This window comes from Burkholderia sp. AU18528 (genome assembly GCF_002223215.2).
GTDB classification, from domain to species: Bacteria; Pseudomonadota; Gammaproteobacteria; order Burkholderiales; family Burkholderiaceae; genus Burkholderia; species Burkholderia semiarida.
In genome coordinates, this window is record NZ_NKFC02000004.1 from 1,359,613 (window position 1) to 1,378,102 (window position 18,490).

At 66.8% G+C, this 18,490-nt stretch carries 17 protein-coding genes; 6 read left to right on the plus strand and 11 right to left on the minus strand.

Annotated features, from left to right (window positions below):
* Positions 1-7: 7 nt before the first annotated feature.
* Genes CFB52_RS09045 through CFB52_RS09060 form a run of 4 tightly spaced genes read right to left on the minus strand, consistent with a single transcriptional unit; the run spans position 8 to position 3,709 of the window.
* Complete coding sequence (locus CFB52_RS09045; protein WP_099316445.1) at positions 8-1,084, minus strand: asparagine synthase-related protein; 1,077 nt, start codon at positions 1,082-1,084, stop codon at positions 8-10.
* Positions 1,081-1,959: a 4Fe-4S cluster-binding domain-containing protein gene (locus CFB52_RS09050; RefSeq protein ID WP_099316446.1), complete on the minus strand. Its 879-nt coding sequence runs from the start codon at positions 1,957-1,959 to the stop codon at positions 1,081-1,083. The genes CFB52_RS09045 and CFB52_RS09050 overlap by 4 nt, the downstream gene beginning before the upstream one ends.
* 1 nt (position 1,960) lies before the next feature.
* Positions 1,961-2,959, minus strand: a complete 999-nt coding sequence (locus CFB52_RS09055) for a phosphotransferase enzyme family protein (protein ID WP_099316447.1) — start codon at positions 2,957-2,959, stop codon at positions 1,961-1,963.
* On the minus strand, positions 2,960-3,709 hold the full coding sequence (locus CFB52_RS09060; protein ID WP_099316448.1) for an FkbM family methyltransferase: 750 nt from the start codon (positions 3,707-3,709) through the stop codon (positions 2,960-2,962).
* A gap of 256 nt (positions 3,710-3,965) precedes the next feature.
* Between CFB52_RS09060 and CFB52_RS34180 the strand changes: the two genes are divergently transcribed.
* The gene (locus CFB52_RS34180; RefSeq protein WP_144029730.1) at positions 3,966-4,772 is read left to right on the plus strand and encodes a hypothetical protein; all 807 of its coding nucleotides are present in this window, start codon (positions 3,966-3,968) and stop codon (positions 4,770-4,772) included.
* Between the two features lie 528 nt (positions 4,773-5,300).
* Here the strand turns inward: CFB52_RS34180 and CFB52_RS09065 are convergent.
* The gene (locus CFB52_RS09065) at positions 5,301-6,893 is read right to left on the minus strand and encodes an ABC-F family ATPase (RefSeq protein ID WP_060318733.1); all 1,593 of its coding nucleotides are present in this window, start codon (positions 6,891-6,893) and stop codon (positions 5,301-5,303) included.
* Between the two features lie 169 nt (positions 6,894-7,062).
* On the opposite strand from CFB52_RS09065, the gene CFB52_RS09070 reads away from it, so the two are divergent.
* Complete coding sequence (locus CFB52_RS09070; RefSeq protein ID WP_059583495.1) at positions 7,063-7,515, plus strand: lipocalin-like domain-containing protein; 453 nt, start codon at positions 7,063-7,065, stop codon at positions 7,513-7,515.
* A gap of 87 nt (positions 7,516-7,602) precedes the next feature.
* Here CFB52_RS09070 and CFB52_RS09075 read toward each other — a convergent pair whose 3' ends face one another.
* A complete protein-coding gene (locus CFB52_RS09075; protein WP_099316449.1) occupies positions 7,603-9,897 on the minus strand; it encodes an AsmA family protein in 2,295 nt (764 codons plus the stop codon).
* A gap of 152 nt (positions 9,898-10,049) precedes the next feature.
* On the opposite strand from CFB52_RS09075, the gene CFB52_RS09080 reads away from it, so the two are divergent.
* Both CFB52_RS09080 and fetB read left to right on the plus strand, forming a co-directional pair.
* Positions 10,050-10,751: an ATP-binding cassette domain-containing protein gene (locus tag CFB52_RS09080; RefSeq protein WP_099316450.1), complete on the plus strand. Its 702-nt coding sequence runs from the start codon at positions 10,050-10,052 to the stop codon at positions 10,749-10,751.
* Positions 10,748-11,551, plus strand: coding sequence for an iron export ABC transporter permease subunit FetB (fetB, locus tag CFB52_RS09085; RefSeq protein ID WP_059583499.1), 804 nt, complete (start codon positions 10,748-10,750; stop codon positions 11,549-11,551). Before CFB52_RS09080 ends, fetB begins: the two co-directional genes overlap by 4 nt.
* A gap of 155 nt (positions 11,552-11,706) precedes the next feature.
* On the opposite strand, the gene CFB52_RS09090 is transcribed toward fetB, so the two are convergent.
* The gene (locus tag CFB52_RS09090) at positions 11,707-12,258 is read right to left on the minus strand and encodes a DUF6013 family protein (RefSeq protein WP_099316641.1); all 552 of its coding nucleotides are present in this window, start codon (positions 12,256-12,258) and stop codon (positions 11,707-11,709) included.
* Positions 12,259-12,419: 161 nt separating this feature from the next.
* Positions 12,420-13,436: a zinc-binding alcohol dehydrogenase family protein gene (locus CFB52_RS09095; protein WP_089464796.1), complete on the minus strand. Its 1,017-nt coding sequence runs from the start codon at positions 13,434-13,436 to the stop codon at positions 12,420-12,422.
* 126 nt (positions 13,437-13,562) lie between these two features.
* Here CFB52_RS09095 and CFB52_RS09100 point away from each other — a divergent pair, with 126 nt between their 5' ends.
* Positions 13,563-14,501 (plus strand): LysR family transcriptional regulator, encoded by a 939-nt coding sequence (locus CFB52_RS09100; protein WP_059583504.1) that lies wholly within the window; start codon positions 13,563-13,565, stop codon positions 14,499-14,501.
* A 169-nt stretch (positions 14,502-14,670) separates the two neighbouring features.
* The gene (serB, locus tag CFB52_RS09105; RefSeq protein WP_059583505.1) at positions 14,671-15,516 is read left to right on the plus strand and encodes a phosphoserine phosphatase SerB; all 846 of its coding nucleotides are present in this window, start codon (positions 14,671-14,673) and stop codon (positions 15,514-15,516) included.
* An 87-nt stretch (positions 15,517-15,603) separates the two neighbouring features.
* On the opposite strand, the gene CFB52_RS09110 is transcribed toward serB, so the two are convergent.
* The 3 genes from CFB52_RS09110 to CFB52_RS09120 form a co-directional block, all read right to left on the minus strand.
* Positions 15,604-16,785 (minus strand): cystathionine beta-lyase, encoded by a 1,182-nt coding sequence (locus tag CFB52_RS09110; protein WP_099316451.1) that lies wholly within the window; start codon positions 16,783-16,785, stop codon positions 15,604-15,606.
* Between the two features lie 113 nt (positions 16,786-16,898).
* Entirely contained in the window at positions 16,899-17,441 is a 543-nt protein-coding gene (locus CFB52_RS09115; RefSeq protein ID WP_089464799.1) for a hypothetical protein, read from the minus strand.
* A 119-nt stretch (positions 17,442-17,560) separates the two neighbouring features.
* Positions 17,561-18,487, minus strand: a complete 927-nt coding sequence (locus tag CFB52_RS09120; RefSeq protein WP_089464800.1) for a sugar kinase — start codon at positions 18,485-18,487, stop codon at positions 17,561-17,563.
* Positions 18,488-18,490: the final 3 nt, after the last annotated feature.

Consider the following 18,490-nt stretch of genomic DNA (forward strand, 5'->3'; position numbering starts at 1 on the left):
GAGCGGCTCAGGTTGGGCGATGCGCGGCATCGCGGTGAAGGCGATCGAGATGATCGAGATGATCGAGAAGCAGTGTCAGCGTCGTCCACAGCACGCGTTCGGTATCCGCCTGCAACGTGGGCGCGGCCAGACCGAGCGTATCGGCCACTGCCTGCGTGCGGTCGCGATCGAGCAGCGTCGCGAGATTCATCGCCGGCGCGAGCCGCCCGCGCTTGGGGCCGTGCACGAGACGGTCCGGCAGATTCAGGCGCGCACCGAGATCGCGCAGGCACTGCTTGTTCGGGTCGGGCGCGATGCTCGTCAGATGCGCGACGACGGCGGCATCGACGAACGGCGGATGCAGGTCGACCGAGGCCTCGTCGAACAGCGCATGGCACAGCGGCAGATAGTTGGCCGAGCGGTCGCGGCGCAAGACCTGATCCGCGCCGTCGCCGGTAATCGCCACCTCGACGCCGTCCGCCGCCATCGCGTCGGCCAACAGCAGCTTCGCGACCGGATGCAGGTTGAACATCGGTTCCTCGACCGCATGGGTCGTTCGCGGCAGCGCCGCGACGAAATCGGCCTCGTTCGCGCGCACGATCTTCACGTTCGCCTGCATCTGCGCGGCCAGTTCGAGCGCCGCGTCGCGTTCGCAGTAATCGGGCATGTCGGTCGCAAGGATGTAGGCCGTCACGTGCCGCAACGCGCCGAGTTCGCGCAGCAACGCGAGCAGCAGCGCCGAATCGAGCCCGCCGCTCAGCGCCAGCGCGACCCGCTTGCCGCTGTCGAGCGCGCGCTGCAGCGACGCGCGCAGCACGGTGTCGAGATCGGCTGGCCGTGGCCGCTCGGGCGCCGGCCGCACCGTCAGCCCTTGCGGCGACCGGGTCAATGCATGACCGGGCGGCACCGCGCGCACGTCGCGCAGCACGGTACGGCCGACGAGACGCTCGCCGCTCAGGTAGCCCGCGATGGCGGCCGCGTCCGGCGCGCCGGCCGGTTGCCCCGACGCCCGCAATACGGCGCGGATGCCGGATGCCGACACGCCGCTGCGCGGATGGTAGTACAGCCGATCGAAACCGAACGGGTCGCGCGTGCCGACGATCATGGATAACGAGCCTTCAAGGTGTCCACTTCAATGCGTTTCAGGATGCGGTGCGGCGCGACCGGCGCACTGCCGCCCCGACAATGCAGGCATGCTTCGAGCGGCGTCTTGCGTTGCAGATACGCGAGCATCGCGTCGAGCATGCCGGCGTCGTCGCGCAGCGGCAGGCCGTCGGCCTGAAAGTCCTTCTCGCCCTTGTACAACGTATGGAAATGCGCGGGGCGCGTGCACGTGTAGAACATGCCGTCGCGAATCATATGGCAGCGCTCCCGGATCCAGCAATCGTGATAAAGGCGTCGGGCTTCGTCGCGATCCGTGCCCGGCTGTGCGCGGTTCATCGTCGTGAACACGTCCTGCACTTTCCAGTTCAGACGCACGTCGAAGCGTGCGGCCTGGCGCTCGACATGCGCGACCAGATCGGTGGAAAGCGCCGGCTTCGGATAGCGCGAGATCGTCAGCGCATCCACCGCTTGCCAGAACGCGTCGGGCATCTCGCCGAGTTTCAGGCCGTTCGTCGTGACCGAGATCACGGGCGCGATGCCGGTGCCGCGCGCGCGCTCGACGATTTCGACGAGCGCCGGATGCAGCAGCGGCTCACCGCCAACCAGCTTGAACATGCGCGGGCGCAACACCTTCGCGGCCTTGCGCAAATCGGCTTCGATCGATGCGGGGCTCGCATACCACTCGGGCAGGAGCGGCGACAGCGAGCAGCATTCCGCGCAAGTGAGGTTGCAGTGATCGACGATATGCGCTTCCAGCGAGCGCGTCTGGACGCGTCCGTCCTCGACGCGGTAATCGCGATCGAGCGGCGGCGGAAACACGTGCTGCCGCTCGCCGGCGCGTGGCCGATTCGGGATCTCGTTCGGGCTCGTACTCACATCAGCTTCCTGCTTCCACGCAACGGGAAAAGAAATCGATCAGATGGTCACGCGCGTCCACCATCGCGGACGCCATCGTCACCGCGCCGTTCAGGTGCGACGCGAAGCGCGACGGATCGTCGAGCCAGCCTTGCACGACCCACAGCTTCAGCGCGTGCTGCAAGCAGGCGGCATCGACCGCCCATGCGATGTTTGCCGGGTTCACCGGCTGCACTCGCTGGTACGCACGCACGAACGCTTCCGCGCGGTCCGGCGCCTCCAGCGGCAAATGATTCAGGCCTCGCACCAGTTCGTATTCGCGCGGCGCACCGATCGATGCTTCCCAGTCGAGGATCAGCGGCGGCAGCGTGCCCGTGAACAGATAGTTGAACTGGTTGTAGTCGTTGTGAATGGGATGCTGCGGGTCGTCGGCCGGAAACGCTTCGATGCTGCCGGGATAGTAGCGGTCGAGCATGCGCAGCGCGAGATCGACGTAGCGGCGCAGGTTCGCGGAGGCGGCAGCGTTCGCATCGGCTCGATCGAGTGCCTCCAGCAGGCTGCCGCGTACCGCATCCGCGTCGATGGAGGTCAGCCGCGCATGGATCGTGTCGAGCGACGGCAGATGCAGTTGTTCGAGACTCACGTGCAACGCGGCCAGACTGGCGCCGAGCGCATCCCATTCGGTTGTCGAGAACGTATCGTAGGTTTTGAATTGCCCGACTTCCCAGCGGGTCAGCATCGCATGGGAATTTTGTCCCGACCAAAGCGATGCGCCGGACGTCGTGCGCTTGAGCGTCTGCACATGGAAGCGCGTATCGACATGCGTTTCCAGATGTGCGAGGACGGTGGCTTCCTTGACCGCGCGCGCATGGTGGTCAAGCGCATAGCGCTTGACCGCCACGCCTGCGCTGCTGTCGGTCGGCAGATGCCACACCCGCTCGCTGACCTGCGTCGGCAGCCCGCCGCGGCCGAGCCCGTAGGCGTCGCGAATCTCGTCGAAGGTGGCGGCGAGCGTATCCATTCAGATGTGCTCGGCCGGCCCGTGCCGATACGGATGGCCGGTCAGGAACGTGTTGTGTCCGACGTAGCGCAGCTTGTACATCGCCGGTCGGAACAGCACCGACGGGTCGTTGTTCGCGATGCCGAGCAGCGGGTACAGGTCGCGCCGCACGAAGAACGCGTTGTTGCCCATGTCGTCGCAGCACACGAGTTCATAGCCCTTCTGCCTGCCAAGATGCACGAGCGATTCGAGGCTCGCGCCGTAATAGGTCGAGCCGTCCCATTCGTGGTCCGGATTGAAGCACATGACCCAGCGCTCGGGCGGCGTGTAGTACGGGTTGTATTCGATCACGACGATGCGCGGCCGGAACGCTTGCAGGCCGCGCCACACCCAGTAGTCGTTGCCGTCGATGTCGATCGACAGCAGGTCGAAGTCGGCCGGCACGTTCGCCTCGGTGAGCAGTTGATCGACCGTGTCGGGCTGGACGCGATCGTGATGCAAGCGGACGCGCTCCGCACCGGCGTAGTGCGCGGCAAGCTTGCCGAACCGGTATGCGCTGCCTTCCACCAGTACGCCGGCCCAATCCTGTTCGCGCAGCAGCCGCGCGGTATTGCTGTTGCGCAGGCCGTCGCTCGCGCCGATATCGACGCAGAAGCGGTGGGTCGGCGCGATCCGCTCCATCAGGCGCGACAGGATGCCCTCCTCGGTGCCCTGCGCGTACAGGCTGGGCGCAAGGCCGGACAGGTCGAGCGGGAGAGGATGGTCCTGCATCGAGGGCGGCTCCGGGGGTGAAATGGGGACGGTATTCGGAGCGTAATTTTGCCTCAAGTCGTTTCATGGGGAGTGAACCGTTACACGACCGATGCTGTCGATTTCGTCGCAAACGTCGGCGCGCGCATCTGCCCGCAAACGTTAAACGAATAAAGATACGGATATACGGCGAAAACAAATCCCCAAACTCCGAAAATCATGTGGCGCAGTCTGAAATTTGCGGATACACTAGGAACGGTCGATAAGGAGAAGTCTCATGAGTGACGTGCGCAAGAAGAGTCCACGGGCTCCAACACTGGCTCTGCCAGATGCCCTTGATCGCGTGGAAAAGATATACGCGCAAGAGGGCCGCCACGCGACACCTGCGGAAATCGTTGCTCAAGCACTCGGGTACAAAAGCGCCACGAATGGGTCTGCCGCGCAAGCGATCGCATCGCTGCGCTATTACGGCTTACTCGAACGCCCAAAAGATGGTGTTTTGGCAGTAGCCAAAGATTACGAAAATTACAAATATAGCCCGGATGAATCACAGCAGCGGGCATATTTGGTTGGGTGGTTGCGAACTCCAGCCGTCTTCTCAGCGCTACTGGACAAATATGACAGCCGCCTTCCATCGGACGCAAACATCAGGTTCGACCTCATCAGCATGGGATTCATCCCAGGCGGCGCCGACGCATATGTAAGCGCATTCCGCCGGTCCGTCGAATTCTCTCGCTTCTACGACAAGCCCCCCGCATCATGGGATGGCGGCGGCACTCTCGAAATCACAGGCTTCACGGAGCCGCCCCCTGAACAGCCGGAACTGGCTCCAGCCCCTGCTCAGCAAACGTCGCAGCCCCAGGCAACCTGGGGGCAACTGCCCCACGGAAACACGGCGCAGGTGGTTACCAATATCCCACATGCCACCACAACGAATAGCCCAGACGTAATTCGCGTTCCGGTACGCCTGCCGAAAGGTCGATGTGCGTGGCTTGAATTACCTATCCCCTTCTACGAAGCCGATAAGGACCGATTGAAGGCGTATATCGATATGCAACTCGCAGACGATACAGATGCAGAATAAACATCTGCCGCAAAGAAAAAGCCCCACACAGTTGGCGCTGTGTGGGGCTCTTGATCTCCCTGTGACAATGGTTCCGTCCGGAAGGGAGGCCGGGAACAATCCCCGACTTGGAAGCTCATTATTGGGTGGTGGATTGCCGGTGTCAAGTGGAGCCCTTGGCATGGAGTTCCATATATGGAAACCACCAACCGCCCCGCCCCGCCGGGTTATCGCTGGGTCTGCTGCAAGTGCTTCAAGCACTGGCGCACTGGCAAGCTTGTGTACCCAAAAAATGCGGACTGCTTCATGTTTTTAGTTCGCGCACGCTAATCGAGCGGCGCACTAACGACGTAACCGCCTGATAACATCCCCAGCAGCTCGGAGGAACTGCTGGGGATGTACTGTATTACACCCTTCTTTTGGTGAAGAGCTTCGCAAGCCGCCCAGCTTTGCACGCCCTCCGCCCATATCGCCCGCCCGCTTCGCGGTACGCCCAAAAAGCCCACTGAGTAGAACTCAGGGGCCGCTTTGGCACCTCAGACGCTACACTTACTCCTGCCCCTGACTCGTCAGGAACTCCTCATAATTCCCGCCGAAGTCGAACAGCGTGCCGTCCGTGCGCACTTCGATGATCCGGTTCGCCAGCCCGCTCACGAATTCGCGGTCGTGCGACACGAAAATCAGCGTGCCTTCGAACTGCTCGAGCGCGATCTGCAGCGACTCGATCGACTCCATGTCCATGTGGTTGGTCGGCTCGTCCATCAGCAGCACGTTGTGGCGGCCGAGCATCAGCTTGCCCCAGATCATGCGACCCTTCTCGCCGCCCGACAGCACCTTCACCGACTTCTTGATGTCGTCCGACGAGAACAGCAGGCGGCCCAGCGTGCCGCGCACCATCGTTTCGTCGTCGCCGTCCTTGCGGTACTGGTCGATCCAGTCCATCAGCGTGATGTCGTCCGGGAATTCCTCGTACGTGTCCTGCGGCATGTAGCCGACATTCGCGTTCTCGGCCCACTTCACCGTGCCGTGATCGAGCGGCAGGTTGCCGAGCAGCGAGCGCAGCAGCGTCGTCTTGCCCGCGCCGTTCTCGCCGATGATCGCGATGCGCTCGCCCGGCTGCACCGACAGGTTGAAGTTCTGGAAGATCGTGCGCTCGTACTTCTTCGTGATCTCTTCGGCGACCACCGCGACGTTGTGCAGCTTCTTCTCGAACTCGAAGCGGATGAACGGGTTCTGGCGCGACGACGGCTTGAATTCCTCGATCTTGATCTTGTCGATCTGCTTCGCGCGGCTGGTGGCCTGGCGCGCCTTCGACTTGTTCGCCGAGAAGCGGCGCACGAAGTCCTGCAGTTCGGCCACGCGCTCCTTCGCGCGGGCGTTCGCCGCGGCCTGGCGCTCGCGCGCCTGCGCCGATGCGAGCATGTAGTCGTCGTAGTTGCCCGGCCAGACCTTCAGCGTGCCGAAGTCCATGTCGGCCATGTGCGTGCACACCGAGTTCAGGAAGTGACGATCGTGGGAGATGATGATCATCGTCGAGTTGTACTCGTTGAGCGTGTGCTCGAGCCAACGGATCGAGTTGATGTCGAGGTTGTTGGTCGGTTCGTCGAGCAGCAGCACGTCCGGCTTCGAGAACAGCGCCTGCGCGAGCAGCACGCGCAGCTTCCAGCCCGGCGCGACGTCGGCCATCGTGCCGTTGTGGAACTTTTCCTCGATGCCGATGCCCAGCAGCAGCGCGCCCGCGCGCGCTTCGGCGTCGTAGCCGCCGTATTCGGCGAACTTGCCTTCGAGCTCGGCCGCGTGCATGTAGTCGTCGTCGGTCGCTTCCGGGTTCGCGTAGATCGCATCACGCTCGGTCATCGCGGCCCACATCTCGGTGTGGCCCATCATCACGACGTCGAGCACGCGCACGTCTTCGTACGCGAACTGGTCCTGGCGCAGCTTGCCCAGGCGCACGTTCGGCTCCAGCGCGACGTTGCCGGCGCTCGGCTCGAGGTCGCCGCCGAGGATCTTCATGAAGGTCGACTTGCCACAGCCGTTCGCGCCGATCAGACCGTAGCGGTTGCCCTCGCCGAATTTGACCGAGATATTCTCGAACAAGGGCTTCGGCCCGAATTGCATCGTGATGTTGGCAGTAGAAAGCACGGCAGGTCCCGTAAGAGAGAAATCGACGGAAAACCGTGTATTTTAGCAGGTGTCGGAGAAACTGCCGACCGCCCCGCCCCGGCAGCGCATTCCGGCCACGCCGGCCCGCCGCCCGGCGGCCCGTCAACACGACGGCACGCGCGTCACCGCCGTCCTACCGGAATCCCGCATGCTCGCCAGCCAGCTTCGCGAACGACTCGTCGGCGCGTGGCGCCTCGTGTCCTACGAAATCCGCCCGCGTGACGGCGGGACCATCACCTATCCGCTCGGCCGCGACGCGCGGGGCTGGATCCTCTATACGCCCGACGGCTACATGTCCGCGCAGCTGATGGCGGCCGGCCGCCCGCCTTACGCGGACGGCGACCTGCAGGGCGGCAGCGTCGAGGAGCGCGCGGCCGCGGCGCACGGCTACATTGCGTATTCAGGCCCCTTCAACGTCGACGACGACGGCACGTTGACTCATGAAATGGACGTCAGCCTGTATCCGAACTGGATCGGCAACGTCCAGCAGCGTGTCGTCAGCCTGGACGGCGACCGGTTGCAACTCGGCACCACCGCCCCGATCCGGATCGGCGGCCGGGAGGTCGAACCGGTGCTCGTCTGGGCCCGCGCGCGCCGCTGAACGCCCCCCGGCGGCGTCGCACAGCGGGCGCTCGAGCGCCGCAACCGCCCCGGGCGCACCAGAGCAAGCCGCTCCGGCGGCTGAGCATTACTTGCCGGCCTTCCTGGCCGCCTTCTGCGCGGCCTGCGCCTTCATCTGCCCGAACAACTCGGAGCACGGCACGTCCCGGTTGTTGCTCGGCGCGATCAGCGGGATCAGCGCCGCGAACGGGTTGATCAGCCCGAGCCCGACCATCGCGCCGGCGCGCAGCGCGAGCGCGCCCGCATCGACGCCGACCTTCGGGTTCTTGAACGTGCCCTTCGCATACAGCGGCGAGCGCAGCGAGAAGATCCGGAAGCCCTTCGTGTGCGGGTGGATCTTCAGGTCGAGCGATTCGTCGCGCAGGTTGATCGGGCCGTCGACGTTGATCAGCGCATCGTCGGTATCGAGCGCGAAGACCTTCGGGTCGAGCATGCCGTCGGTCGCGACGAAATCGATGGCCGCGCAGTTGATGTTGACGTCGCGGTTGCCGAACAGCTTCTCGTAGACGACGTTCGCGACGTTCAACCCCGCGGCCTCCATCAGCAAGCGGCTGATGCGGCCGTTGGTGATGAGCGCCTTCACTTCGCCGGTCGACGTCGCCGCCAGCGCGGCCGGCGAATTGCCGGTTGCCGACAGCGACGCGTCGCCGTTGATTTCGCCGAACGCCGTCTGCATCACCTTCTGCGTCGGGAACAGCTGCTTGAGCTTCAGATGCCGCGCGGCCAGCGTGAAGCGGCCCTTGAGCGGCGTGCGGCTGCCGTCGAGGCGCGCGTTCGTCGCGAGCGTGCCGCCCGCGACGCCGAACTGCAGCGGCTCGAGCGACAGCACACCGTCCTGCAGCAGGATGTGCGTGTACAGGTCGGTGATCGGCAACTCCGGGCTCTTGATCAGCTTGCGGCCGGTGAACTTCACGTCCGCATCGATCGCGCTCCAGCGTTCGGTACGGAACGTCGCGACCGGCAGCACGCGGCCGGGCGGCTGGCGCGTCGTGTCGCCGCGCTTGGCCTTGCTCGCGGCCGTATCCGCGCCGATCACCGGCGCGAGATCGGAGAATTGCAGCAGGTTCGACACGAGTTCGCCCGACAGCTTCGGACGCGGCTCGCGCTGCGCCCAGGTGAGCGTGCCGCCGAGATCGCTGCCGCCGACGCGGCCGTTGAAGTTCTCGTAGCGGAAGGTGCTCGCGTTCGGCTTGAAGTTGCCGATCAAGCGCCCTTCGGTCGCGTAAGGCGGCGTATCAGGCAGCGTGATGCCCGTGAGCTGGTAAAGGTGCGACATCGACGTGCCCTGCAGCCACAGCCGCAGGTTGAGCGCCGCGAGATGCGTCGGGTCGGTCAGCGTGCCGACGATCGCGAGGCGTGTGTCGCCGGCCTTCACGTCGGCCTGCAACGGGAACGGCCGCGACGTATCCTGGATCGCAAGCACGCCGCCGACCTTGCCCGTGCCGCTGATCGGCACGTTCTTGTAGCGGCCGTCGAACTTCAGCCCGAATGCATAGGTCGGGCCGGCGGGCTTCGCGGGTGCCGCGGCCCCGCTCGCGCCGGACGCGGCAGCCGCCGACGCGGAAGGCGCGGATGAAGCCGACGAACCCGACGAACCGGCAGCCGCCGAAGCGACGACACTCGCCGCCGACGCACCCGAGGCCGCAGCCGCACTTGCCGCCGACGCGCCCGACGCGGCTTGCGCATCGACCTTCGCGCCCAGTTGCGCGGCGCCGTGCTTGCCGACGCGCTGCGCCGAGGCCGCACGCGACGTCTGCTCCTGCTCCTTCAGCACGTCGCCGAGCGGGATAGGCTGGCCGAGCGTATCGATCGCGACGGTCAGATCGGCCTTCGTGATCGCGTCGCGATACGTGACGGTGCCCTTCGCGAAACCGAAACTGTCGAGCCGCACCTTCCAGCGCGACGGCTGCGACGATTGCTTGAACTGGAACGTCCACGTATTGCTGCCGTCCGCGCGCCGCTCGAGATCGACGGCGGGATTCACGACGTCGATCGACGGGATCACGATTTCATGCGCGAGCAGCGGCAGAATCGCGAGGTCGAAGTGCGCGGCGTCGAGCGTGACGAACTTGGGCGCCTGCGCCCAGTCGGGATTGCCGATCTCGAGCTGCGTGGCGGAGAAGCTCGGCCACGGCACCCATGCGCGCCAGCCGGTCTCGCCATCGGGACGACGCCAGCCGACCTTGAGATCGCCGTTGATCGCGAACGGACGGCCAAGTGCCGTACTCACCTGTTCGTTGACCCACGGTTTCGCGCGGTTCCAGTCGAACGTGAAGAGAAAGATGCCGGCCGCCGCGATGAGCACCGCGACGATACCGACAATCCATGCAGCCGATTTGCCGATGGTTCGGGCTAGCGTCATGGCGGTTCCGTTGTTGTTCTGAAGTGTTGCCGCACCATGCCGGGCCGCTTGCGTGGACGAACGGCGCACGACAACTGCGGCTTTTCAATCGGTATTATGGCGCACGAGATGGCGGCCTTTCGGCGCCATTAACGCTTTTTTTCATTTTTGACATGACCTCCCCCACCGGCCTCATCGACGCGCGGCACATCACGCGGCGCGACGCCAGCAGCGGCAAGACGCTGCTCGCCCCGACCGATTTCAGCCTCGCCGCGGGATCGCGAATTGCTATCACCGGACCGTCGGGGTCGGGCAAGAGCGTGCTGCTGCGCGCGCTCGCGCTGCTCGATCCGCTCGACGGCGGTCACCTCCTGTGGCGCGGCCGCCGGATCCGGCGCAGTGCGATCCCGCGTTACCGGCGCAGCATCGCCTATGTCCGCCAGCGCCCGGCGCAGATGGACGGCACCGTCGAATCGCAATTGCGCTACCCGTACTCGCTCGCGATCTATCGCGACGTCGCGTTCGATCGCGCGCGCGCCGAAGCGCTCGCCGCGCAGGCCGGCCGCGGCGCCGACTTTCTCGACAAGCGCGCGAGCGACCTGTCCGGCGGCGAAGCGCAGATTACCGCGCTGCTGCGCGTGCTGCAGCTCGACCCGGACGTCCTGCTGCTGGACGAGCCGACCTCCGCGCTCGATCCCGAATCGGCGCGCGCGATCGAGGCGCTCGTCGGCGCGTGGTTCGACGCGGCGCCCGACGCACGGGCCTACATGTGGATCTCGCACGATCCGGCCCAGGCCGCGCGGATCGGCACGATGCGACTCGTGATGCAGGCTGGCGTCCTGCACGCGGCCAACCCGACGGAGGCCGCGCAATGAGTCCGGCACTGCAGGATCTGAGCCTCGTCGACGTCGGCATCGCCGCCGCGCTCGTCGCCGTCAACGGCGCGATCTCGGCGGCGCTGTCGCTCGGCCTCGGCCGCAAGCTCGCGCTCGCGGCGGTGCGCACCGTGGTGCAGTTGCTGGCGATCGGCTACGTGCTCGGCTGGGTGTTCGGTCATCCGCACTGGTACGTCGTGCTGCCGCTCACCGCGCTGATGACGCTGATCGCCGGCTTCGCCGGCGCGGGGCGCGGCAAGCGCACGTACCGCGGCCAGCGCGTCGACAGCATCGCGTCGATCTGGTTCAGCAGCTGGTTCGTCGCGGCGGTCGGCCTGTTCGTCGTGATCCGCATCCATCCGTGGTACGCGCCGCAGTATGCGATCCCGATCCTCGGGATGATTCTCGGCAATACGCTGACGGGCGTCTCGCTCGGCGTCGAGCGGATGATGGAAGAACTCACGGCGCGCCGCGATCGCGTCGAAACCGCGCTCGCGCTGGGTGCGACGCGCTGGGAAGCCGCGCAGGACGCCGCACGCCAGGCCGTGCGCGCGGGCATGCTGCCGACGCTGAATCAGATGGCGGTGGTCGGCGTCGTGAGCCTGCCGGGGATGATGACGGGCCAGGTGCTCGCCGGCCAGTCGCCGCTGCAGGCCGTGCGCTACCAGATCGTGATCATGTTCCTGATCGCCGCGGCGTCCGCGCTCGGCACCGTCGGCGCGGTGCTGATGACCTATCGCCGGCTGTTCTCGGCCGATCACCGCTTTCTCGCGTCGCGGCTCGAAGAGCGCACGCAGTGACGCGCGGCGGCGACGGCGCGAGCCGTACCGCGAAGCGGGCAGCGGAGCGCATTGCAACGGCGGCACGGCGCGACTTGCTCGCGCGCCGCCCCGCTCGTTACGCCAATCGAACCGGTTGCGCGCGCACCGAAGAAGCTCCGGCTCGCGCGCACCGCTCAATGCTTGATCGACACCGTCACCTTGGTTCCGTCGCTCATCGTCACGGACTTCGACCCGCCGTTGGTCGGAATCGACACCCACTTCACCTGGCTCACCGACACGACGTCCGGACACTGCAGCGACTTGCCGCCGGCCGTCACGCTGCGCGTGCCTTTCGGTGCGGCCGCCTGGAAACTCAACTGCACGTTGGCGACGCCCTTCGCGTCGACCGACGGCGCGAGCCGCACCTGGGTCTGCCGCACCATCGCGCCGTTCGCGTCGCGCGGCAGGTTGTCGGCGTTCGGGCAGCCATCCGGCATCGCGACCGCGCCGCTCGGCGGCACCGATTTCCAGTTGAAATCGTCCGTCTCGCCCGAGCGAATCTTGCGGGTCTCCTGCGTGTTGCCGAAGGTCTTCGAGTCGACCTTGACGGTGTATTCGAGCTGTCCGGTACCGCCGCCCTTCAGGCTGCCCTTGACCGGCGGCGCCGCGAATACGCTCGCGCTGGCGCACGCCGCCGCGAACACGACCCACCACGATGCGGCGACCGACAAGCTGCGTTGGCTCATGCTGACCTCCTTGTCATGCGGCGGCACGCGCGTGCCGCGCGGTTTTAGATGCATGATGCGCTGCCAGTCTACCGCCAAGCGGGACGCAATGCGCCGCAAACGCATCGGGTGTTACCCCGCTTGCGTTCGCGGCGCCGCGACCTTAATCGCGCGTACCCGGCTCAGAACCCGCTCAGCACGAGCTTGCCGATCGCGCGCCCGCCCTCGAGCATCCGATGCGCGCGCCGCACGTTCTCGGCGTTGATCGTGCCGAGCTGTTCGCCGAGCGTCGTGCGCAGCGTGCCGCCGTCGACGAGCCGCGCGACTTCGCCGAGGATCCGGTGCTGCTCGATCATGTCCGGCGTCTCGAACATCGCGCGCGTGAACATGAATTCCCAATGAAACGCGGCGCTCTTCGCCTTCAGCAATTCGACCGGCACCGGCTTCGCGTTCTCGACGATCGTGCAAATGCCGCCCTGCGGCCGGATGACTTCCGCCGCGGCCGGGAAATGATGGTCGGTATCGTTGAAGATCAGCACGTAGTCGACCGTCGGATGCCCGAGCTCGCGCAACTGCGCCGGCAGGTCGCCGAAATGGTCGACCACCGCATCCGCGCCCAGCGCGCGCACCCATTCGGCCGACGCCGGGCGCGACGCGGTCGCGATCACGTGCAGCTTGCCGAGCGTCTTCGCGAGCTGGATCGCGATCGAGCCCACGCCGCCCGCGCCGCCGATGATCAGCACCGACTTGCCGGCGTCCGCGCCCTGCGGCGACACGCGCAACCGGTCGAACAGCGCTTCCCACGCGGTCAGCGCGGTGAGCGGCAGCGCGGCGGCCGCCGCGAAGTCGAGCGTGCGCGGCTTCAGCGCGGCGATCCGCTCGTCGACCGCGTGGAATTCGCTGTTCGCGCCGGGCCGCGTGATGCTGCCCGCGTAGAACACTTCGTCGCCGGTCCGGAACAGCGTGACGTCGGCGCCGACCGCGACGACCGTGCCGGCCGCATCCCAGCCGAGCACGCGCGGCGTCTCCTCGACCTGCGGCTTCGGCGCGCGCACCTTGGTGTCGACCGGGTTCACGGAAATCGCCTCGACCTTCACGAGCAGATCGCGCGGGCCCGGCACGGGCTGCGGCAGTTCGACGTCGAGCAACGCTTGCGGGTCGTCGATCGGCAGATAACGGGTCAATCCAACGGCTTTCATTTCGATACTCCTTTCAACGGAATTCGGACAGGCTGCGGCGCAACCTCCATGCGTGCCATCGTAGACACCCCGATCATTCGAGAAAACCGCTATATTTCCTGAAACATTTTCAGGAATTTCAGAATAATGACGTCCGATCCGATGCCTGCGCCCGACAAGCCGCTCGACCTGCTCGACGTCGCGCTGTTCGTGCGCGCGGCGCTACTCGCGAACGTCAGCGCGGCCGGCCGAGAATTCGGCGTGTCGGCCGCGGTCGCCAGCGCGCGCATCGCGCAACTCGAACGCCAGCTCGGCGCGCGGTTGCTGCATCGCACCACGCGCCGCATCAGCCTCACGCAGGACGGCGAAATCTTCATGGCGCGCGCCGACGCGCTGCTGGCCGCCGCCGACGCCGCGCGCGCATCGGTCGGCCGCGGCCGCAGCGAGCCGTACGGGCGGCTGAAGGTGTCGATGTCGTCGTCGTTCGGCCGCCAGCACGTCGCGCCCGTAATTCCGGCGTTTCTGCGCCGCTACCCGTCCGTATCGCTCGATCTGCGGCTATCCGACGAGATCGTCGATCTGGTCGACGACGGCTACGACGTCGCGATCCGCCTCGGCGCGCTGAAGGATTCGACGCTCGTCGCCCGCAAGCTCGCCGTTAACCGCCGCGTGCTGTGCTGCTCGCCCGCCTACCTCGCCGAACGCGGCACGCCGCGCCATCCGGCCGACCTGACCCAGCACGAGTGCGTGATCCTCGGCGACCAGCGCGACTGGTCGTTCGCGACGCCGCAGGGCCCGCTCACGGTGCGGGTCGGCGGCCGGCTCGTCGCGAGCAACGGCGAGGCGATCCGCGAAGCGCTCGTCGACGGCTTCGGGATCGCGATCAAGTCGACCTGGGACGTCGGCCCGCTGCTCGCGAGCGGCGCGCTCGTCACCGTGCTCGACGATTACCCGTTCGCGGAAGACGTCGCGATCTGGGCCGTCTATCCGAGCCGCGCGCACGTGCCGCTGAAAACGCTCGCGTTCATCGCGTTCCTGGCCGAGCATTTCGGCGATCCGCCGTACTGGGATCGCGCAAACGGGTGAGCGCCACCGCTGCGCGCACGGTTTCGCTCCGGCGCCGGGCGCCCTGCGCGGCCAACCGGCTACAATGGCGCGTTCGCGACACAACGGCCCGCAGCCGCACGGGGCCCGCGTTCGCAGGCGGCCGCCCGCGGGCCGCGCACGTCATTCATTCGCCTCCCAACCACTCGTCATGACCCACAATCTCGTCATCCAGAGTCTTGCGCCGCTGTCGGACGCCCATCACAAACCGCTGCTCGCGCTGTCGCGCGGCACCCGCGTCGTGCAGACCGACGATCACGCGCTGCGCATCGAAAACGCGAACCCGGCGCAACGCCTCGACATCGACGCGTACTGCGGCACGCATGCGCTCGACTTCGGCTTCGTCGAGGCCGGCCGCACGCTCGGCGATTTCGGGCTCGCGGTGATGGACATGGATTCGACGCTGATCACGATCGAGTGCATCGACGAGATCGCCGATTTCTGCGGGCTGAAAACGCAGGTCGCGGAGATCACCGAAGCGGCGATGCGCGGCGAGATCCGCGACTTCAACGAAAGCCTCACGCGCCGTGTCGCGCTGCTGGCCGGGCTCGACGCGCACGCGCTCGAGCGCGTGTACGAAGAACGGCTGCAACTGTCGCCGGGCGCCGAGACGATGCTGGCTGGCGTGAAGGCCGCCGGCCTGAAGACGCTGCTCGTGTCGGGCGGCTTCACGTTCTTCACCGAGCGGCTGAAAGCCCGCCTCGGCCTCGACTACGCGCATGCGAACACGCTCGAGATCGTCGACGGCAAGCTCACCGGCAAGGTGCTCGGCGAAATCGTCAACGCGGACGTGAAGGCGCGTCTGCTGCGCGAGACGTGCGCATCGCTCGGCCTCGAGCCGAGCCGCGCGATCGCGATGGGCGACGGCTCGAACGACCTGAAGATGATGGCCGAAGCCGGGCTGTCGGTCGCGTTCCACGCGAAGCCCGTCGTGCGCGATGCCGCCACCGTCGCATTCGACCATGTCGGCCTCGACGGGCTGCTGCGACTGTTCTGATCCCGCGGCACCGTCAATGAAAAACGCCGCCGCGATATCGCATCGCGCCGGCGTTTTGTTTTTGTGCCGGACGTTGCCGGCGTGCGATCAGCCGAGAGTGGCCTGCATCGCCCGCTCGATGTCGGCGCGCAGGTCGGCTTCGTCTTCCAGACCCACGTAGAAACGCACCAGCGTGCCGCGATGCGGCCAGTCCGGACGCATCGACGCGACGTCGTAAGGCATCGCGAGGCTGCACGCGCCGCCCCAGCTCCAGCCGATCGCGAACAGCTCGAGCGACTCGACGAAACGGTCGACCTGCTCCGCGCTGTAGCGCGCGTCGAACACCACCGAGAACAGCCCGCCCGCGCCCGTGAAATCACGCATGAACGACGCATGCCCCGGACAGTCGGCGATCTGCGGATGCAGCACCGCCGCGATCTCCGGTCGAGTCTTCAGCCATTGCGCGAGGGAGAGCGCGCTCTTGCCGTGCGCGTCGAAGCGCACCTGCATGCTCGGCAGGCTGCGCAGCACGAGCGAGCAATCGTCGACCGACACGCCGATCCCGCAGCGCATCCGCGCGAGCTTCAGCTTCGCGTGCAGTTCCGCGTTCGCGGTGATCGTCGCGCCCATCAGCACGTCGCTGCCGCCCGACTGATACTTGGTCAGCGCCTGCACCGAAATGTCGACGCCGTGCTCGAACGGCTTGAACGCGAGCCCCGCCGAAAAGGTGTTGTCGATCGCGGTGAGTACGCCGCGCGCTTTCGCGGCCGCCGTGATCGCCTGCACGTCGGGCACTTCCATCGTCACCGAGCCGGGCGCCTCGAGCCAGATCAGTCGCGTGTTCGGCTGGATCAGCCCGGCAATGCCGGCGCCGATCAGCGGATCGTAGAAGCGCACGGTCAGGCCGAAATCCTTCGCGAGCCAGTTGCCGAAATCGGCGTTCGGGCCGTACACGTTATGCGGAATCAGCACGTCGTCGCCCGCTTTCACGATCCCGAAGTAGACGTTCATGATCGCCGCGAGACCCGACGGCTGCAGCAGCGCGTGCGTGCCGCCTTCGATCTCGGCGAGCCGCTGCGCGAGCGCGAGCGACGTCGGCGTCGCGTGCAGCCCGTAGCGCCACTGGTTGTCGTCGTGCCAGACCAGCGCGCGCATCGTCGCGAGATCGGGGAACACGACCGTCGACGCGCGCGCGACCGGCGGCACGAACGAACGGAAGCCTTCCGGAATGACGTCGTCGGGTTGAACGATACGGGTTTGCAGTGCGCGCTTGGGAGTGGATGCAGTCATGACGGGGAGCCGGGCACGAGGCCGTTCGGTTGCGGAATATGTCGCTAGATTAGCCAAAATCGGTACGCTTGGCCCGGTACAATGCGCGCCGCGCACACCGAGCCAGCACGCGCTCAGTCGTCGGTACGCAGGTTGACGATGCCGCCCACCGTCTCGATTTCGTTCACGCGGCCGTCGCGCACCTGCAGCGCCGCGCGCTTGCCCGGCGCCAGACGCAGCACGACCGGCTGCGGATCCGATTCGTCCGAATTCATCCGGTCGGCCTTCAGGTCGCCCGTGGCGTCGAAGCGGCCAATCCACACGCCGGTGATGTTCGTGCCGTCGTTCGACTCCTCGATCTCGAGCGTATCGCCGTCGCGATCGCCGGCGAGCAGCACGACCTCGCCCGTGTCGGCGAACTGGTATTCGCCGTGCACGCCTTCCTCGTCCGTCTTCGGGCCGAGATGCACGACGATCGGCCGATCGCCGAGCGTGCCTTCGTAGCGCGGCAGGCGGGCGAACTCGGGATTCGGCTTCAGCGGCCGCGCCGGCGCCGGTTCATCCTGCTGCACGCCCGGTGCGACCGCCTGCGCCGCGACCACCGTCGGCATCGCGACGCCTACTGCCAGCGCACCCGCGACGACGAGCGCCCGTTGCCATTCCGAATATCGACCCACGTTGTGTTGCTCCTTGCTTCAGATTCGCCCGACAACCGCGGACCGTGCCGGGTCGAGACCCGGTTCCTGCGTGGCCGCGCGAACCGGCGCGGCCAATGCGCCGGCGTGCGCGTTTCGCGTCAGCCCTGCATCAGGCGTTCCACCGCATCGCGGTGCGGAATCGGCGCGACCGCGCCGTAACCGGTCGTCGACAGCGCCGCCGCCGCGTTGGCATAGCGCGCGGCCGCGAACGGATCGTCGCCCGCGACGATCCGCGCGACGAACGCGCCGCCGAAGCAGTCGCCCGCGCCGGTCGCGTCGACGGCCTCGACCGCGAAGCCCGGCACGACGCGCCGCTCGTTCGGCGTCGCGACATACGCGCCTTCCTTGCCGAGCTTCAGTGCGACGACCCGCGGCCCGTGTTCGAGCATCGCGTCGACGATCGCGTCGCGATCGTTCGCGCCCGTGAGCGCCGTGACGTCGTCCCAGCTCGGCAGGCAGATGTCCGTCTGCCGCAGCGCCTCGCGCATCACCGCGCGGGCACGCGGCAGCGGCCACAGCTTCAGCCGCAGGTTCGTGTCGAAGCTGACCTGCGCGCCGTTGCTGCGCGCATGATCGATCGCCGCGAATGCCGCGTCGCACGCGGCCGTGCTGATCGCAAGACTGATGCCCGACAAATGCACGGCCTTCGCGGCCGCGAGCGCGTCGAGCGGCAGATCGGCCGCTACATAGCGACTCGCCGCCGACCCCGCGCGCAGATAGTCGAACTGATGGCCGTCGGCGCCGTGCGTGACGAAATACACGCCGGTCGGCGCCGAACGGTCGATCCGCACGTACGTCGTGTCGACGCGTTCCGACGCCCACATGTCGGCCAGCAGGCGGCCGAACGGATCGTCGCCGATCGCCGACACGAAGCCCGTCGACGCGCCCTGGCGCGCCGCCGCGATGCAGAAGTTCGACGTATCGCCGCCGAAGCCCTGCAGGAATTCAGGACGCCCCGGCTGCGACTGGTTGAATTCGATCATCGCCTCGCCGAGCGCGAGAATCTCCGGGAATGCGGCGGCCATCGC

Bases quoted from the DNA above. Each gene is read 5' to 3' on its own strand.
- CFB52_RS09120 (WP_089464800.1), bottom strand. From the start codon at position 18,487: ATGGCCGCCGCATTCCCGGAGATTCTCGCGCTCGGCGAGGCGATGATC.
- CFB52_RS09055 (WP_099316447.1), bottom strand. From the start codon at position 2,959: ATGGATACGCTCGCCGCCACCTTCGACGAGATTCGCGACGCCTACGGG.
- CFB52_RS09070 (WP_059583495.1), top strand. From the start codon at position 7,063: ATGCTCGCCAGCCAGCTTCGCGAACGACTCGTCGGCGCGTGGCGCCTC.
- CFB52_RS09060 (WP_099316448.1), bottom strand. From the start codon at position 3,709: ATGCAGGACCATCCTCTCCCGCTCGACCTGTCCGGCCTTGCGCCCAGC.
- CFB52_RS09090 (WP_099316641.1), bottom strand. From the start codon at position 12,258: ATGAGCCAACGCAGCTTGTCGGTCGCCGCATCGTGGTGGGTCGTGTTC.
- CFB52_RS09080 (WP_099316450.1), top strand. From the start codon at position 10,050: ATGACCTCCCCCACCGGCCTCATCGACGCGCGGCACATCACGCGGCGC.
- CFB52_RS09110 (WP_099316451.1), bottom strand. From the start codon at position 16,785: ATGACTGCATCCACTCCCAAGCGCGCACTGCAAACCCGTATCGTTCAA.
- serB (WP_059583505.1), top strand. From the start codon at position 14,671: ATGACCCACAATCTCGTCATCCAGAGTCTTGCGCCGCTGTCGGACGCC.
- CFB52_RS09100 (WP_059583504.1), top strand. From the start codon at position 13,563: ATGACGTCCGATCCGATGCCTGCGCCCGACAAGCCGCTCGACCTGCTC.
- CFB52_RS34180 (WP_144029730.1), top strand. From the start codon at position 3,966: ATGAGTGACGTGCGCAAGAAGAGTCCACGGGCTCCAACACTGGCTCTG.
- CFB52_RS09095 (WP_089464796.1), bottom strand. From the start codon at position 13,436: ATGAAAGCCGTTGGATTGACCCGTTATCTGCCGATCGACGACCCGCAA.
- fetB (WP_059583499.1), top strand. From the start codon at position 10,748: ATGAGTCCGGCACTGCAGGATCTGAGCCTCGTCGACGTCGGCATCGCC.
- CFB52_RS09045 (WP_099316445.1), bottom strand. From the start codon at position 1,084: ATGATCGTCGGCACGCGCGACCCGTTCGGTTTCGATCGGCTGTACTAC.
- CFB52_RS09075 (WP_099316449.1), bottom strand. From the start codon at position 9,897: ATGACGCTAGCCCGAACCATCGGCAAATCGGCTGCATGGATTGTCGGT.